Origin of the sequence: Streptomyces sp. NPDC021115, assembly GCF_044333065.1 — a bacterium.
GTDB lineage: Bacteria > Actinomycetota > Actinomycetes > Streptomycetales > Streptomycetaceae > Streptomyces.
On sequence record NZ_JBIRQF010000022.1, the window covers coordinates 106,114 to 121,512 of the forward strand.

Here is a 15,399-nt window from a genome sequence, read left to right on the forward strand (position 1 = left end):
GGAAGGCCCCGGCAGAGATGATCAGAGGTTGCCGCGCTTGGCCTGCTCGCGCTCGATCGCCTGGAACAGCGCCTTGAAGTTCCCCTTGCCGAAGCCCATCGAGCCGTGCCGCTCGATCATCTCGAAGAAGACCGTCGGCCGGTCCTGCACCGGCTTGGTGAAGATCTGCAACAGGTATCCGTCCTCGTCCCGGTCGGCGAGGATCTTCAGCTCCCGCAGGGTCTCGATCGGGACCCGGGTGTCCCCGACCCAGTCCCCCAGCGTGTCGTAGTACGAGTCGGGCGTGTCCAGGAACTGGACGCCCGCGGCGCGCATCGCGCGGACCGTCGCGACGATGTCGTTCGTGGCGAGGGCGATGTGCTGGACGCCCGGGCCGCCGTAGAACTCCAGGTACTCGTCGATCTGCGACTTCTTCTTCCCCACCGCGGGCTCGTTCAGGGGGAACTTGACCTTCCGGGTGCCGTCCGCGACGACCTTCGACATCAGGGCGGAGTACTCGGTGGCGATGTCGTCGCCGACGAACTCCTTCATGTTGGTGAAGCCCATGACCCGGTTGTAGAAGGCCACCCACTCGTCCATGTGACCCAGCTCGACATTGCCGACGCAGTGGTCGATGGCCTGGAAGAACCTTTTCTCGGGCGCCGCGACGATCGGGGTGGCGGCGACATAGCCGGGCAGATACGGGCCGTCGTAGCCGGAGCGCTCCACGAACGTGTGGCGGGTGTCGCCGTAGGTGCGGATCGAGGCGAGCACCACCGTCCCGTGCTCGTCCTTGACGTCGTGCGGCTCCTCGATCCCGGTGGCGCCGTGCTCGACCGCGTACGCGTACGCGGCCCGCGCGTCCGGGACCTCGACGGCGAGGTCGATCACGCCGTCGCCGTGCTCGGCCACGTGGTCCGCGAGGAACCGCCCCCAGGGGCCCGACGGCTTGATGACGGAGGTGAACACGAAGCGGGCGCTGCCCGAGACGAGGACATAACTGGCGGTCTCCCGGCTGCCGTTCTCCGGTCCGGAGTAGGCGACGAGTTTCATGCCGAAGGCGGTCGCGTAGAAGTGGGCGGCCTGCTTGGCGTTGCCGACGGCGAAGACGACCGCGTCCATACCCTTCACCGGGAAGGGGTCTGCCTGCCGCGCGGTGGTCGGGGTGGGGTTCAGGATCTCAGTCATATGGGCAGCGTCTCCCCGCGGCTCAGGGTGCGCAACAGTTGGCGAAATCGCTGCACAGAGTGCATAGCGATGACTGGGAAATGGGCAGCATTCTGTGCAGAGTGACCACCATCACAGCCACCGTCACAGACCACCCCGGAGGCCCCATGGGAATCGACGCGCTCGACGCCCGCCTGATCGAACTGCTCGCCCATGAGCCGCGCATCGGCGTCCTGGAGGCATCCCGCCGCCTCGGCGTCGCCCGGGGTACGGCACAGGCGCGGCTGGACAGGCTGCGCGCCCAGGGCGTGATCCGCGGCTTCGGCCCGGACGTGGACCCGGCGGCCCTGGGCTACCCGGTCACCGCCTTCGCGACGCTGGAGATCAAACAGGGCCAGGGGCAGGACGTACGGACCCATCTGGCGGGCGTCCCCGAGGTGCTGGAGCTGCACACCACGACCGGCGAGGGCGACATGCTCTGCCGCCTGGTCGCCCGCTCGAACGCCGACCTCCAGCGGGTGATCGACCGCGTCGTGGGCATCGAGGGCATCGTCCGGGCCTCGACGGCGATCGTGATGGAGAACCCGGTCCCCCTGCGGATCATCCCCCTGGTGCAGCAGGCGGCCCAGGACTGACCGGTCCGACGCCAGGTTACGTGCAAAAAACCCGTTGCAAAGGAATCTTTGCACCCTTACGCTGCTCCGCATGTCCCAGAGCGACGACGACGTGGACGACGACGTACGGGTGCTCGACCCCCGCTCCCTGCGCGGGCTCGCCCACCCCCTGCGGATGCGGCTGCTCGGCGCGCTGCGCGAGTACGGGCCCGCCACCGCCTCCCAACTGGCCGACCGGCTGGGCGAGTCCAGCGGCGCCACCAGCTACCACCTGCGGCAGCTGGCCGCCTACGGCTTCGTCACGGACGACCCGGAGCGCGGCAAGGGGCGCGAGCGGTGGTGGAAGGCGGCGCACCCCCGCATGCGGTGGGGCACCGACGAGCTGCTGCACCACCCCGACCCGTCCGTGCGCGGCGCGATGAACACCATGATGCACGAGGTGGCGACCACCCACGGCCAGCAGCTGTCCACCTGGCTCGGCACCCTGCACGAATGGCCCGGGGGGTGGCGCCGCGGCTGGGACATCAGCGACTTCACCCTGCGCCTCACGCCCGAACTCGCGCGGGAAATGCTCGACAAAGTGCACGAAGTGATCAACAGCTATCGCGAGCAGGAGGTGGATCAGGACACCGCGCACTCCGCCCGGTACCGCGTCCATCTGCACGGCTTCCCGCGCGACGAGGACTGACCCGATCCCTGAGGGGAGAGCGAATGTACGACGACCATGTCCACCACTTACTGCACCGCCTGCGCGCCGAGCAGCTGCGGCGGGAGGCCCCGCACAGACCGCAGCACACGTATCTGCTGCGGACCCGGCTCGGCTGGCGGCTCGTGGAGGTCGGGCTGCGGCTGGCGACGCCGCGTGTGCCCAGGCTGCCGCGGTTCGACTAGCGGGTCTATAGAGCCACCACGCCCTCATTGATCCGACCTATTTGCTTTCACGGCTGTTGCCCCTTCACGCGCTCACCCCTACTTTCCGTGCATGTTTCCCACACAGCAAGGGGCGTACCTCATGGAAGGTCCAAGATCGAGGCGATTAGTCATCCGACCTTGGTGGGTGATGGCAGCCCTCGTATGCGTGCTCCTGCCCGTCGGAGGGCTGGCGGGACCGGCGCGCGCGGCGGCCGCCGTCACGTACTTCGTCTCGCCCACCGGCAGCGACAGCAACGCGGGCACCAGCGCCGCCGAACCGTTCCGTTCGCTCACCAAGGCGCAGACCGCGGTCCGGGCCGTCGACAAGTCGACCTCCGGCCCGGTCACCGTGACCTTGGCGGGCGGTGTCTACCGGCTCGCCAAGACGCTGACCTTCACCGCCGCCGATTCCGGCGGCGGCTCGGCCGGAACCGTCTGGTGGAAGGCGGCGTCCGGCCAGTCTCCGGTCATCAGCGGTGGCGTCCGGATCACCGGATGGACCCAGAGCGGCGGCGGCAAGGTCTGGTCCGCCCCGGCCCCGGCCGACCTGGACACCCGGCAGCTGTACGTCAACGGCGCACGGGCCCAGCGGGCGACCGGTGCGCTCCCCGTCAAGGTCACCCAGACGGCGACGGGATACACGACGGCGTCCGGCGACCCCATGGCCGGATGGCGCAATCCGTCGGCGATCGAGTTCGTCTACCGGGGCGGCCTCGGGGCGTGGACCGAGCCGCGCTGCCCGGTCGCCTCCGTCGCCAGTTCCACCATCACCATGGCCCAGCCCTGCTGGAACAACTCCACCCAGCGGGTCATGCGCACCGACGACTCCGGCCGCACCGTCAACCTGGTCGGCCGCAAGTCGATCACGGAGGCGCCCACGGCCGTGGAGAACGCGTACGAACTGCTGGACAAGGCCGGTGAGTTCTACCTGGACAAGTCCGAGCACCGGTTCTACTACCTCCCGCGCTCCGGCGAGGACCTGACCACGGCCGATGTCGAGGCCCCGTCGCTGGACACCCTGATGGCGAGTTCGGGCAAGGCGTCCGACGTGCCGAGCCGTATCGGCTTCCAGGGCATCCAGTTCAGCTACGCCAACTACACGACCACCAACACCGGCACCGGCTTCTCCGAGATCCAGGCCACGTACCAGGTCACGGGGGCGAAGGGTTACGCCACCCAGGGGCTGTGCGACTTCGTGGCGGGCGGCACCTGCCCGTACGGCAGCTGGACGAAGATGCCCGCGGCGGTGCGCTTCACCTACGCCCGGAACATCCACTTCGATCACGACTACTTCGTCCACCTCGGCGCGGCCGGGCTGGACCTGGGCAACGGCTCGCAGAACGCCACCGTCACCGCGTGCGTGTTCACCGACGTCTCCGGCAACGGTCTCGACCTCGGCGGCGTCGACATCCCCCAGCCCAGCAGCACGGCGCAGCGCACCAGCGGCATCACCGTGAAGGACAGCCACTTCTACGACATCGCCGCCGAGTACCACGGCGGGGTCGCGATCGACGCCGGGTACATCGAGACGTCGACCATCACCCACAACCAGATCGACCACGTGCCCTACACGGCGATCTCCATCGGCTGGGGCGGCTGGCCCGACAAGGTGAAACTCCCCGCGCAGCCGAACTACTCCAACAACAACACCATCTCGAACAACCTGATCTACCAGCACATGTCCCTGCTCGACGACGGCGGCGCCGTCTACACCAACGGCATCACCGGCACGTCGATGGCGACCGGCGAGCACGTCACCGGAAACGTCGTCCACGACCAGCTCAACACCTCGGGCGGCCACGTCCTGTACACCGACAACGGCGCCACGTATGTGTCCATCCTCGGCAACGCGGTGTGGAACGTGAACGTCACACCGTGGGGCAGCAAGCACGGGAACTACACCGCGAACGACGGGACGTACGACCCGACGGACATCGAGGGCAACTACTGGCCGAACGGCCCGGCCGACTACGACAACAAGGGCGTCCTGATCCAGAAGAACCACAACATCACCGACCCGGACCAGGTCCCGCCGTCCCTCATCGCGGCGGCCGGTATCGAGTCGTCGTACAAGTCGATCCTCGACTGGCAACCGGTCTGACATCCACGCGCTCGGCCGGGGAACGGCCCCGGCCGAGCGCGTGCCGCGTGCTCAGACGGTGCCGAGGTCTCCGGCCTTGACGCTCGCCACGAACGACGAGAACGCCCCGGCCGGAAACGCCAGCACCGGACCGCCCGGGTTCTTCGAGTCACGGACGGGAACCACACCGCGCGAAGCGGCAAGGTTGGCGGCAACCTCGACACACTGGCCGCCGTTCTCACTGTACGAAGACGTGAACCAACGGAGGGATTCGGTCGTCACGGGGTGCCCTTTCGCAACTGGCTGATCATGGCCACAGACTCCGCCTGGGAGAGCGCTTCTGCCTGTAGCTGATGGTATGCCGCCAGTATGGGCACTACGGAAGTACTTTCCCGCTCCAGATGCCCCCGTTGAGCGGATTCGGCGTACGACATGAGCGAGCGATCCGGCAGCGTGAGCACGGTGATAGGCAAGGTGAGCGGTCGCCGAGCCCCCATGGCGAACGGGGCGATCTGGAACACGGTGTGCGGCAGTTCGGCGAAATCGATCAGTCGTTCCAACTGGGCGTCCATCACGGAAGGCTCGCCAACTGGCCGACGGATGCAGCTTTCGTCCAGCACCACAAAGATCAGTGGTGGAGGCGTCCGGACTAATGCGGTTTGACGCTCAGTCACGAGCGCGTTCCGCTCATCTGCTTGCTCGGGCGTGATCGCCCCCCGCCTCAAAGTGCTCTCTGTCAAGACCGCCGCATACTCCGGCGTCTGGAGCAGACCGGGCATCACGCCGACTTCGTACAGCCGGACTTCCGCCGCGTAGCTCTCATACTCGATGTACTCGGGGAAGCCTTCCAGCAGTGCACCGTGCCGGATCTCGCGCCACTCGCGTTCGAACGTGTCGCCGCTCCCCAGCGCCTGGTCCGCGCGCCGCGCGAGACGCAAGGTTGGCATTTTACGACCAGTTTCCACCGACGATATGTGCGTACTCGAATACCCCATCCGGTCACCCAACTCGTCCTGCGTCCAGCCGCGCTCAGCACGTAATTTGCGCAGACGCGCCCCAAAGGCAGCTTGCGGAGAGCTGTCCGGGTGCAACTCCTTGATGTTCAAAGGGGCCGACACCGACCTTTCGTCCTGTCCTGACACGTTGAAGGACGTTCTGACTCTAGGCCACGCTGACTCCCCCTGGTAGCGAAATCGCTACAGAGAGGAGTGGACGTGGTCGTGAAACGGCAGGAACCCCCATCCGTCCCCGCCCTCGGCACGCTCTTGGTGGACGTCTTACAGGACCGGGTCGGTGAGTTCCGGGGCGAGTGGTTCGGGCTGTGGTACCTGCGGCCCGTGACGGGCGGGACGGAGTGGACCGTCGTTCCCGGGGACACCCGGCCCGCCAACCCCGAACAGCGCCTGCGCGCCGAGAACGCCCGCCGGAACGCGCGGAGCCGGGGTGAGCTGTTGTGACGGCGGCGCCCGGGGACTACTGGTGCCAGGCGCTCGCCGTGGGGCTGGTGTGCGGCACCGGTCGCGAGGTGCCGCACGTCCTCGGGACCTGCCGGACCGAATCCTCCGACTTCGCCCTGCGGTGGCTCCGCGTCGCGGCGCTGCACATCGCGGAGCGGCTCGATCCCGATCCGGCGCGCTCCACGTGGGTGCACGGGACGATGCGGCTCGTGTCCGTCCCCGTCCCCGACTGTCCCGCCGAACTCCGCGTGTGGGCCGAGGAAATCAAGGAGCCCGGCGCACAGCGCGCCGCGCGGGCGCGGATCGAGGGCGGTGAGCCGCTGTCGGTCACCGTCCCCGACATCGGCTGCCGGTACACGCTCTCCGCATGGCCGCTCCGGGCGCCCGTATCCCCCGAATAACCGGCAATGGCAGAAAGGCCGAACACCATGGACTGGGTGCGATTCGCGGAACGGCTCGCCGACGAGGTGGCCGACCCGGACTCCCGATGGCTCGCTCCCGTGGCGCGGGTGCCCCGGCACGAACTGGTTCCCCGGTGGTGGGACCGCGACGAGGCGGGAGCGTGGGTGCTCCGCGACGGCCCGGACAACCCGGAGGTGTGGGCGGACGTCGCGTACGCCGACCGTTCTCTGGTCACGAGAGTCGGCGCGCTCCACGCGGACCACGCCGAACCCGGGGAGCGGCCCGAAGGGCAGCCGACGTCGTCCGCCGACCCGCCCGGCCTCATCGTACGGATGCTGCGGCACGGTCGGCTCGGCGACGGGCTGTCCCTGCTGGACCTGGGCACCGGGGCGGGCGGGCTCACCGCGTACGCCTGTCTGCGGCTCGGGGACCGGCGGGTGACGAGCCTGGACGTGGACCCGTACGTCGTCAGCGCGGCGGCGGAACGGCTCGCGGCCATGGGCCACCACCCGACGATGCTCGTGGCCGACGCCACGCAGAGCGTGCCCGGCTCGTACGACCGCATCGTGTCCACGGTCGCGCTCACCCCCGGTCCGGGGCTGCGGGCGGTGGTCGGCGCGCTCGCGCCCGGCGGGCGGATCGCGACGACCCTCGCCCGTACGTCCCTGATCGTCACCGGGTGGAAGCACCGCAACGGGGACGTGGTGGGGCACGTGCAGCGGGACATGGCGAGCTTCATGCCCACCCGGTCCGGCACCGGCACCGGCCACCCGCCTGTCCTCGCCGAGCTGTTCGCCCTCGCCCGCGAGACGGACGGCGAGGCGATCGGCACCGGGCGCTATCCGGTGGTGGACGTGACGAACGCCTGGGAGGTGCGGTCCGCGCTGGAGGTGACCACACCGGGCGTCGCACCCGACTACGGGACCGACGGGCGGACGAGAACGGCGTACCTGGTGCACCCCGACGGGTCCTGGGCCCGCGCCTCCGCCGAGGGCACCGGCCGCCCGGCCGTCCACCAGAGCGGCCCGCGGCGCCTCTGGGACGCCCTGGAGCGCGTCCGGGACCGGCTCAACGCCGACGGCGGGCTGCCGCTGCTCGGCGCACATGTCCGGATCACCCCGGACGGGGTGTGCCATCTGTTCCGCGGGCAGTGGCGCGCGTCGATGGGCGCGTGACGGATTCCCGAAGCGGCACCGTTCACGGGCTTCAGCAGTGCGGGACCGCGCCGCCCGACTGGAGGTTGCGCAGGGCCGTCACCGCGCCGTCGAGGGTGGTGACGGGCACCAGCCGCAGCCCCTTCGGCTGCTCGGCCCCGGCGTCCCCGCACTCGGCCTTGGGGACCAGGAATACCGTCGCGCCGTCCCGCTTGGCGGCCTGGGTCTTGAGCGGGACGCCGCCCACCGCGCCGACCTTGCCACGGGCGTCGATCGTGCCGGTGCCCGCGATCGTGCGGCCGCCGGTGAGGTCGCCGCCGCGGCCGTCGCCGTCCAGCTTGTCGACGATGCCGAGGGAGAACAGCAGCCCCGCGCTGGGGCCGCCCACGTCCGCGAGGCGCAGCTTCACCTTGATGTCGCCGGGCGACTTGTTCAGGTAGCCGAGGGCGGCGCTGGTGGCCGTGTTCTGCGACTTCCGCATCTGGTCGGCGTTGTGCCGCTCGATCTCCTTCGTCGTGTCGCCCACGTACACCGCCTCGCGCGGCAGCACGGCGCGATCGGTGCGGAACCAGCCGCTGACCACGTCCGCGAGCCGGACCGTGGCCTCCGGTCCGGTCGCCGCGATCGTCGTCATCCGCAGCTGGCCCTTGGTCTTACGGGTGTCGCTCCCCGAGATGGTGATCACCTGCTTGCCGCCGTCCGCACCGAGCACGTTCACGGTGGTACCCGGCTGGGCCACGGTGAACGGCAGGGGCGCGAGCGCGGCGACCGCGAGCAGCGCGACCACGAGCGCGGCGCACACGGTGAGGATGCGGGCGCGGGGGGACAGAGCGCGGAGGGAGACGGCAGGCATAGAAGCGAATTTAGTTGACCGGCGCGGCCGATGACGCGCCGCCCTGGTCAACCCCGGCCGATGGTGAGCCGACCGTCACCGCGCCGCCCCAGGGCTGACCGTCACCGCAGGGCGTCCGCGACCTCGCGCGCCGCGTCCACCACCCGCGGGCCGACCCGCTCCGGCACCGCGTCGCACAGCATCACCACGCCCACGCTGCCCTCTATCCCGGTCACCCCGACCAGCGGGGCGGCCGCGCCGCTCGCGCCCGCCTCCAGCTCACCGTGGGTGAGCGCGTACCCCGGGTCGTCGGGGCGGCCAGCGCGGGCGGCGAGGATCGCCCGGCCCGCGGCGCCCCGGTCCAGCGGATGCCGGAAACCGGGCCGGTAGGCGACGTGGTAGTCGGTCCAGGTCGGCTCGACGACCGCGACGGCCAGCGCCTCGGTGCCGTCGACCAGGGTGAGATGGGCGGTCGCGCCGATGTCCTCGGCCAGGGAACGCAGCGCGGGCAGCGCCGCCTCCCGTACCAGCGGATGCACCTGGCGGCCGAGCTGGAGCACCCCGAGCCCGACCCGGGCCCGCCCGCCGATGTCCCGGCGCACCAGGGAGTGCTGTTCGAGGGTGGCCAGCAGCCGGTAGACGACGGTCCGGTTGACGCCGAGCTTGGTGGACAGCTCGGTCACGGTCAGCCCGTGGTCGGTGTCGGCGAGCAGTTTCAGGACACGCAGTCCCCGGTCGAGCGTCTGTGAGGTCTCCGCGGTCACGACGCCCCCTCCTCGGTGATGAGTGGCGGCTCCCGCGAAGGTTGCTCCGCCGGTCGCGGTGGTACGCACCGGCTGCACTCCGCGGCGACGCTGCCACGGGGCGTGTGCGTGCACGAACCGTAGCGAGCGGGTCCGCTCAGCGGAAGTAGTTGTCCAGAATCCGAGCAGATCCCTCGCTCACCGCACACAACACGGCATGCGCTGCCGCGATGTGCGTCAGCACATCCCGCGTCACCGCGTCACCGCATCACCGCGTCACCGCATCCGGGTGGCCCACTCCCGCACCTTCTTGATGCGCTCGCGGATCTGCCCCGCCGTCGCCTCCGCGCTCGGCGGGCCGCCGCAGACCCGGCGCAGCTCGGTGTGGATCACGCCGTGCGGTTTGCCGCTCTGGTGGACGTACGCCCCCACCAGCGTGTTCAGCTCCTTCCGCAGCTCCAGCAGCTCCTTGTGGGTGACCACAGGACGGCGCTCGGCGGGCATCTCCAGCAGATCCGCCTCCGCGTCCGGCTTCTTGCGGCTGTGCGCGATCTGCTTGGCCTGCCGCTTCTGGAGCAGCATCTGCACCTGGTCGGGTTCGAGGAGCCCGGGGATGCCGAGGTAGTCCTGCTCCTCGTCGCTGCCCGGATGCGCCTGCATGCCGAACTCGGCGCCGTCGTAGAGCACCCGGTCGAAGACCGCGTCCGACTCCAGCGCCTCGAACGGCAGCTGGTCCTGGTCGCCGGTGTCCTCGTCCTGCTGCTTCTCGGCCTCTTCGAGGAGCTTCTCCTCCTCCGCGTACGGGTTCTCCTCCTCGCCCTCCTTCTTCGGCTTGTCGAGCACGTGGTCGCGCTCGACCTCCATCTCGTTGGCGAAGCCGAGCAGCATCGGGATGGTGGGCAGGAAGACGGACGCGGTCTCGCCGCGCCGCCGCGACCGTACGAAGCGGCCCACGGCCTGGGCGAAGAACAGCGGCGTGGAGATCGTCGTCGCGTACACCCCGACCGCGAGGCGCGGCACGTCCACGCCCTCCGACACCATGCGGACCGCGACCATCCAGCGGTCGTCGGAGTGGCTGAAGTCCTCGATGCGCTGCGAGGCGGCGTCCTCGTCGGACAGCACCAGGGTGGCCTTGGTCCCGGTGATCTCGCGGAGCAGCTTGGCGTACGCGCGCGCCGAGTCCTGGTCGGAGGCGATGACGAGGGCGCCCGCGTCCGGGATGGCCTTGCGGACCTCGGACAGCCGGTTGTCGGCGGCGCGCAGCACGTTCGGCATCCAGTCGCCGCGCGGGTCGAGCGCGGTGCGCCACGCCTGGGAGACCGCGTCCTTGGTCATCGGCTCGCCGAGCCGCGCCGCGATCTCGTCGCCCGCCTTGGTGCGCCAGCGCATGTTGCCGCTGTACGAGAGGAAGATGACCGGCCGCACGACGCCGTCGTTCAGGGCGTTGCCGTAGCCGTAGGTGTAGTCGGCGGAGGAGCGGCGGATGCCGTCGTTGCCCTCTTCGTAGGTGACGAAGGGGATGGGGTTGGTGTCGGACCGGAAGGGCGTACCGGTGAGCGCGAGCCGCCGGGTCGCGGGCTCGAACGCCTCCAGGCACGCCTCGCCCCACGAGCGGGAGTCACCGGCGTGGTGGATCTCGTCGAGGATGACGAGCGTCTTGCGCTGCTCGATCCGGTTGCGGTGCAGCATGGGCCGTACGCCGACGCCCGCGTAGGTGATGGCGATGCCGTGGTACTCCCGGCTCAGCGGCCCCGCGCTGTACTCCGGGTCCAGCTTGATGCCGATACGGGCCGCGGCCTCGGCCCACTGCTTCTTCAGATGCTCGGTGGGCGCGACCACGGTGATCTGCTGGACCACGTGGTGATGCATCAGCCACGAGGCGAGCGTCAGCGCGAACGTCGTCTTCCCGGCGCCGGGAGTCGCCACAGCGAGGAAGTCCCGCGGCTGCTCCTCGATGTACTTGTCCAACGCGCCCTGCTGCCAGGCGCGCAGCTTGCTCGCGGTACCCCAGGGCGCCCGGCCGGGAAAGGCGGGCGAGAGGTGATGGCTGGTGGAGGCGGCAGTAGTACTCACGGTCTCCGTCAGGCTGGCTCGGCGGGGTCGATCGGGAACCGCGTCAGCCTACCGGTGCCGCGCTTCATGCTCCGGGGGTACGTCCCGATCCCACCCACGGGTGGGATCAGGCTCACATCTCACCGCTGAGCCACGCGCGCCGTCAGGTCGTGAGCAGCACACCCGCGTACGAGACCCCCGCGATCACTCCCCAGGCGCACAGGCCCAGCGCCGCGACCCGGGCGCCGGTGCGGGCGAGGGAGGGGAGGTGGACCGCGCTGCCGAGGCCGAAGAGGGCGGCGGCGAGGAGGAGTTCCTGGCCGGTGGCGGCGGCGTCCAGCGCGGCGGCGGACGGCAGGCCGGTGCTGCGCAGCGCGACCATGCAGAGGAATCCGGCCACGAAGAGCGGCACCAGCGGGGGCCGCCGGGTCGCGGGGGTGGGCTGGGGCTCGGCCTCCGGGTCCGCCTCGGTGGCGGTGCGCCGGGCCGTGGCGCGGGCGCGTACGGAGACGGCGAGCGCGGCGACGAGCGGGGCCAGCAGCGCCACCCGCATCAGCTTGACCAGCACCGCTTCCTTCAGCGCGGCGGGCCCCGCGGTCTGCGCGGCCGCCACGACCTGGCCCACGTCGTGCACGCTCGCGCCCACCCAGCGGCCGAACTGCGCGTCGCCGAGGCCCAGGGGCTGCTGGAGCAGGGGCAGGACGGCGATGGCGAGCGTGCCGCACAGCGTGACCAGCGCGACGGAGGTGGCCACGTCCCGTTCGTCGCTGTCGGACACCTCGCTGACCGCGCCGATCGCGGACGCGCCGCAGATCGAGTAGCCGGTCGCGATCAGCAGCGGCTGGTCGCCGCGCAGCCCCATCCGGCGCCCCAGCCACCAGGTGCCGCCGAAGGTGGCGGCGACCACGCAGAACACCATGCCGACGGTGGCCCAGCCGAGGCCGAGGACATCGTCCAGGCTGAGCTTCAGGCCGAGCAGCACGATGCCGAGCCGCATCAGCCTCTTCCCGGCGAGGGAGAGCCCGGCTCGGCAGCGGCCGCGTACGAGCCCCCGGGCGCCGGGCAGATGCGCGGCGCCGATGCCGAGCACGACGGCGGCGGTGAGCAGGGGTACGGCGGGCACCGCCCGGTGCACCGCCCACGCGGCCACGACGCCGCAGGCGGCCAGCCCGAGCCCGTACGCGGTGGCCGGAATCCGGCGCCGGGGAGAAACCGTCGTCCCGCTCGGCGCCACCCACGCGCTGATCACCGCCATGCCGTCACCTCCGCGGCGCGGCGCCCCGGCCCGGTCACAGGTCGTCCACCGCGGGGGCCTCGTACACCCGCCGTACGCTGCTGCCCAGCCGCACGATGTCCGCGCCGTAGACATGGATCGAGATCGCCTTCGTGCCGCAGGCGTTCCACACCCTGTGGATATCTCCGGGTGGCGCGAAGCCGCAGACCGCGCCCCGTGGGTTGATCACGTCCTCCACGGCGACCAGCCGGGAGGCCGTGCCGTCGGGCACGAGGCGGTAGCGGCGCTCGTGCTCCTCGCCCTCGTGGACGCCGGTGACGCACCAGGACACATGGTCGTGGACGCCGGTGCGCTGACCGGGCAGCCACACGAGGGCGACGACGGAGAAGCTGCCGTCGGGCTCGGCGTGCAGCACGTGCTGCCGGTAGCCGTCGGGGTCGCCCTCGCGCTGGGCGGGGGTGAGCAGATCGGGCGCGCCGAGGTAGGGGGCGAGGCGTTCGCCCACCAGATAGGCGGTCACATCGGGCGGCAGGCCGCGTCCGACGGCCTCGCGGACGCCGTCGACGAAGGCGCCGATGGGGGCCGTGACACGAGAGGACGGATACGCGGTGGTCATATCGGCAGCGTGCGGACGGACCGTCCATCACGTCCAACGACAGATTGTTGGGCGGGGGTCAACGTGCGCTTATATATGGCCCGTCGCATCGCCCGTCACGGGGAGGCACCCCGCCGTCAGCAGCCCACCCGGTTCCCCGCCACCGTCTTCAGCTCCTCCAGCACCCGCGCCGTCGCCGGGATCTCCAGGTGCTCCCGCAGGACGTACGCGGACACATGGCGCCGCGACGCCGGGTCGAGGGCGCGCCCGGTGACCCTCTGGTGGCACAGGAAGGACAGCACAAGGCCCGGCATCATCGCGACGCCGAGCCCGGAGGCGACCATGCTCTGCACCACCAGGTTGTCGTCGGTGGTGAAGGCGATGTCCGGCGCGAACCCCTGCTCGGCGCATTCGTGCAGGAAGTTGGCGCGGCAGCGCAGACAGCCCGCGATCCACCGCTCCTCGCTCAGCTCGGCGAGCTTGACGGCGCGCCGCCTGGCCAGCGGATGCCCGGACGGCAGCAGCACGGTCAGCTGGTCCTCCATCAGCGGGATCTCGACCAGCTCGGGGGGCGTCTCCTCGCGCAGCCCGGGATAGGTGAAGGCGAGGGTGATGTCGCATTCGCCGCGTACGACGCGGTCGAGCGAGTCCGGCGGCTCGCCCTCCAGCAGGTCGACCCGCACCCCGGGGTGGGCGGCGGCGAGGCGGGCCATGGTCTCGGGGATGAGGGTGGCGTTGGCGCTGGGGAAGGCGCACACCCGCACCCGCCCGGCGCGCAGCCGGGTGATGGCGTTCATCTGCGCCTGGGCGGTGGAGATGGAGGAGAGGATGGTGTCGGCGTGCCGGGCGAGCGTCTCGCCCGCCTCGGTGAGCCGCATGCCACGGCCGACGCGGATGAACAGCGGGCTGCCGACGGCGCGTTCGAGCGCCTTCATCTGCTGCGTTATGGCGGGCTGCGTATAGCCGAGCACCCGGGCGGCGGCCGAGTAGGAACCGGCGCGCACCACCTCGTGGAACGTCTTGATGTGCCGGGAATCGAACACACGGGCATCATAGTCGGAAAACATAAGCGCGTTTTGGGGGAATGGAACATCACCCCTCCCGACGCTTTTGAGTCATCAGGACCCACCCGGCCCACCCGCCGCACGCGATATCCGCGGTCACATCGCCGACGCGCCTCTGATCAGGCAGGCTGGCCCCATGCCGCACTACACGTCGTACGACCAAACGGAGCTGGCCTACCGCGTCCTGGAGGCCCGCGACGGGTCCGCGCGGCCGCCGCTCATCTGCCTCGCGGGCGGGCCGGGACGGAACGCCGCGTACCTGGGCGACCTCGGCGGCCTCGACGCCCAGCGCACCCTGGTCATCCCCGACAGCCGCGGCACCGGGGACTCCCCGCCCGCCGCCGACCCGAGCCAGTACGCGTTCCCGGGTCTTGCCGAGGACCTGGAGGCGCTGCGCCACCACCTCGGGCTCACCCGCTTCGCGCTGCTCGCCCACGACGCGGCTGCGGCCACGGCGCAGGCGTACGCGGCGGCCCACCCGGAACGCCTCACCCAGCTGATCCTCGTCTGCCCGGGCGCGCGCATGCAGGGCGAACTGCCCGAGGACGCCCGGGAGATCTTCGAGTCGCGCGCCGACGAGCCGTGGTGGCAGGAGGCGTACGTGGCGATCCAGATGCTGCCGGACACCACCGACCTCGCCGAGGTGCGGGAGCTGCTGCTGCGGGCCGCCCCGATGGCGTACGGCCGCTGGGAGGAACCGCAGCAGGCGCACGCGGCGAGCGAGGGCGAGCAGCTGGGCCCGGTGCCGCGCGCCGGGTTCTGGCAGGGCGTCGACGAGGCGGGCCGCCGCGCGGTGCTGGCGCGGCTGCGCGAGGTGCCGTGCCCGGTGCTGGTGATCACCGGCGACCTGGACGCGGTGACCGGAGTGCGGGCCGGTGAGCTGGTCGCGGAGTCGTTCCCGGCCGGCCGCGCCCGGCCGCTGCACGGCGTGGGGCACTACCCCTGGGTGGACGAACCGGAGCTGTTCCGCCCGGTGGTGGAGGACTTCCTGGAGCACCCCCACGCCCCAGGCCGCCCCTGACGACCGGCGACTGTGAACGGCGTATGTCAGTCATATGGCAGCGCCCGCCGAACCGTTGATGCCCCCTGAACCGCTCCGTATGGTCGTCAGTAC

General features: G+C 70.9%; 17 protein-coding genes. 8 read left to right on the forward strand and 9 right to left on the reverse strand.

Going from position 1 to position 15,399, the window contains the following annotated elements; translation table 11 throughout:
* Window positions 1-21: 21 nt before the first annotated feature.
* Window positions 22-1,167, reverse strand: a complete 1,146-nt coding sequence (gene hppD / locus ACH4TL_RS39595; protein WP_398328220.1) for a 4-hydroxyphenylpyruvate dioxygenase — start codon at window positions 1,165-1,167, stop codon at window positions 22-24.
* Window positions 1,168-1,313: 146 nt separating this feature from the next.
* Here hppD and ACH4TL_RS39600 point away from each other — a divergent pair, with 146 nt between their 5' ends.
* The 4 genes from ACH4TL_RS39600 (at window position 1,314) to ACH4TL_RS39615 (ending at window position 4,773) form a co-directional block, all read left to right on the forward strand.
* Window positions 1,314-1,781: an Lrp/AsnC family transcriptional regulator gene (locus ACH4TL_RS39600; RefSeq protein WP_398328536.1), complete on the forward strand. Its 468-nt coding sequence runs from the start codon at window positions 1,314-1,316 to the stop codon at window positions 1,779-1,781.
* A 70-nt stretch (window positions 1,782-1,851) separates the two neighbouring features.
* A complete protein-coding gene (locus ACH4TL_RS39605; protein WP_398328217.1) occupies window positions 1,852-2,448 on the forward strand; it encodes an ArsR/SmtB family transcription factor in 597 nt (198 codons plus the stop codon).
* 23 nt (window positions 2,449-2,471) lie between these two features.
* Window positions 2,472-2,651, forward strand: a complete 180-nt coding sequence (locus ACH4TL_RS39610; protein WP_398328214.1) for a hypothetical protein — start codon at window positions 2,472-2,474, stop codon at window positions 2,649-2,651.
* Between the two features lie 169 nt (window positions 2,652-2,820).
* Complete coding sequence (locus ACH4TL_RS39615) at window positions 2,821-4,773, forward strand: right-handed parallel beta-helix repeat-containing protein (protein WP_398328211.1); 1,953 nt, start codon at window positions 2,821-2,823, stop codon at window positions 4,771-4,773.
* Between the two features lie 51 nt (window positions 4,774-4,824).
* On the opposite strand, the gene ACH4TL_RS39620 is transcribed toward ACH4TL_RS39615, so the two are convergent.
* Together ACH4TL_RS39620 and ACH4TL_RS39625 are read right to left on the reverse strand one after the other, a co-directional pair.
* Window positions 4,825-5,034 (reverse strand): DUF397 domain-containing protein, encoded by a 210-nt coding sequence (locus ACH4TL_RS39620; RefSeq protein ID WP_398328208.1) that lies wholly within the window; start codon window positions 5,032-5,034, stop codon window positions 4,825-4,827.
* Window positions 5,031-5,858, reverse strand: coding sequence for a helix-turn-helix domain-containing protein (locus ACH4TL_RS39625; RefSeq protein WP_398328205.1), 828 nt, complete (start codon window positions 5,856-5,858; stop codon window positions 5,031-5,033). The genes ACH4TL_RS39620 and ACH4TL_RS39625 overlap by 4 nt, the downstream gene beginning before the upstream one ends.
* Before the next feature lie 114 nt (window positions 5,859-5,972).
* Between ACH4TL_RS39625 and ACH4TL_RS39630 the strand changes: the two genes are divergently transcribed.
* The 3 genes from ACH4TL_RS39630 to ACH4TL_RS39640 are packed head-to-tail and all read left to right on the forward strand — an operon-like array spanning window position 5,973 to window position 7,786.
* Window positions 5,973-6,209 (forward strand): hypothetical protein, encoded by a 237-nt coding sequence (locus ACH4TL_RS39630; RefSeq protein WP_358633160.1) that lies wholly within the window; start codon window positions 5,973-5,975, stop codon window positions 6,207-6,209.
* A complete protein-coding gene (locus ACH4TL_RS39635) occupies window positions 6,206-6,610 on the forward strand; it encodes a hypothetical protein (RefSeq protein ID WP_398328202.1) in 405 nt (134 codons plus the stop codon). The genes ACH4TL_RS39630 and ACH4TL_RS39635 overlap by 4 nt, the downstream gene beginning before the upstream one ends.
* Window positions 6,611-6,637: 27 nt before the next feature.
* Entirely contained in the window at window positions 6,638-7,786 is a 1,149-nt protein-coding gene (locus tag ACH4TL_RS39640; protein WP_398328199.1) for a methyltransferase domain-containing protein, read from the forward strand.
* Between the two features lie 31 nt (window positions 7,787-7,817).
* On the opposite strand, the gene ACH4TL_RS39645 is transcribed toward ACH4TL_RS39640, so the two are convergent.
* The 6 genes from ACH4TL_RS39645 to ACH4TL_RS39670 form a co-directional block, all read right to left on the reverse strand.
* Window positions 7,818-8,618 (reverse strand): S16 family serine protease, encoded by an 801-nt coding sequence (locus tag ACH4TL_RS39645; RefSeq protein WP_398328196.1) that lies wholly within the window; start codon window positions 8,616-8,618, stop codon window positions 7,818-7,820.
* Between the two features lie 101 nt (window positions 8,619-8,719).
* Window positions 8,720-9,361: a helix-turn-helix domain-containing protein gene (locus ACH4TL_RS39650; RefSeq protein WP_361487424.1), complete on the reverse strand. Its 642-nt coding sequence runs from the start codon at window positions 9,359-9,361 to the stop codon at window positions 8,720-8,722.
* A gap of 255 nt (window positions 9,362-9,616) precedes the next feature.
* Window positions 9,617-11,413, reverse strand: coding sequence for a DEAD/DEAH box helicase (locus ACH4TL_RS39655; protein ID WP_398328192.1), 1,797 nt, complete (start codon window positions 11,411-11,413; stop codon window positions 9,617-9,619).
* Between the two features lie 142 nt (window positions 11,414-11,555).
* Window positions 11,556-12,647: a YeiH family protein gene (locus tag ACH4TL_RS39660; protein ID WP_398328189.1), complete on the reverse strand. Its 1,092-nt coding sequence runs from the start codon at window positions 12,645-12,647 to the stop codon at window positions 11,556-11,558.
* A 34-nt stretch (window positions 12,648-12,681) separates the two neighbouring features.
* Window positions 12,682-13,242: a cysteine dioxygenase gene (locus ACH4TL_RS39665; protein WP_398328186.1), complete on the reverse strand. Its 561-nt coding sequence runs from the start codon at window positions 13,240-13,242 to the stop codon at window positions 12,682-12,684.
* A gap of 116 nt (window positions 13,243-13,358) precedes the next feature.
* Window positions 13,359-14,264, reverse strand: coding sequence for a LysR family transcriptional regulator (locus ACH4TL_RS39670; RefSeq protein WP_398328183.1), 906 nt, complete (start codon window positions 14,262-14,264; stop codon window positions 13,359-13,361).
* A gap of 157 nt (window positions 14,265-14,421) precedes the next feature.
* Between ACH4TL_RS39670 and ACH4TL_RS39675 the strand changes: the two genes are divergently transcribed.
* The gene (locus ACH4TL_RS39675) at window positions 14,422-15,306 is read left to right on the forward strand and encodes an alpha/beta fold hydrolase (RefSeq protein WP_398328180.1); all 885 of its coding nucleotides are present in this window, start codon (window positions 14,422-14,424) and stop codon (window positions 15,304-15,306) included.
* The last annotated feature ends 93 nt before the right edge of the window (window positions 15,307-15,399 follow it).

Bases quoted from the DNA above. Each gene is read 5' to 3' on its own strand.
- hppD (WP_398328220.1), bottom strand. From the start codon at position 1,167: ATGACTGAGATCCTGAACCCCACCCCGACCACCGCGCGGCAGGCAGAC.
- ACH4TL_RS39600 (WP_398328536.1), top strand. From the start codon at position 1,314: ATGGGAATCGACGCGCTCGACGCCCGCCTGATCGAACTGCTCGCCCAT.
- ACH4TL_RS39605 (WP_398328217.1), top strand. From the start codon at position 1,852: ATGTCCCAGAGCGACGACGACGTGGACGACGACGTACGGGTGCTCGAC.
- ACH4TL_RS39610 (WP_398328214.1), top strand. From the start codon at position 2,472: ATGTACGACGACCATGTCCACCACTTACTGCACCGCCTGCGCGCCGAG.
- ACH4TL_RS39615 (WP_398328211.1), top strand. From the start codon at position 2,821: ATGGCAGCCCTCGTATGCGTGCTCCTGCCCGTCGGAGGGCTGGCGGGA.
- ACH4TL_RS39640 (WP_398328199.1), top strand. From the start codon at position 6,638: ATGGACTGGGTGCGATTCGCGGAACGGCTCGCCGACGAGGTGGCCGAC.
- ACH4TL_RS39645 (WP_398328196.1), bottom strand. From the start codon at position 8,618: ATGCCTGCCGTCTCCCTCCGCGCTCTGTCCCCCCGCGCCCGCATCCTC.
- ACH4TL_RS39660 (WP_398328189.1), bottom strand. From the start codon at position 12,647: ATGGCGGTGATCAGCGCGTGGGTGGCGCCGAGCGGGACGACGGTTTCT.
- ACH4TL_RS39665 (WP_398328186.1), bottom strand. From the start codon at position 13,242: ATGACCACCGCGTATCCGTCCTCTCGTGTCACGGCCCCCATCGGCGCC.
- ACH4TL_RS39675 (WP_398328180.1), top strand. From the start codon at position 14,422: ATGCCGCACTACACGTCGTACGACCAAACGGAGCTGGCCTACCGCGTC.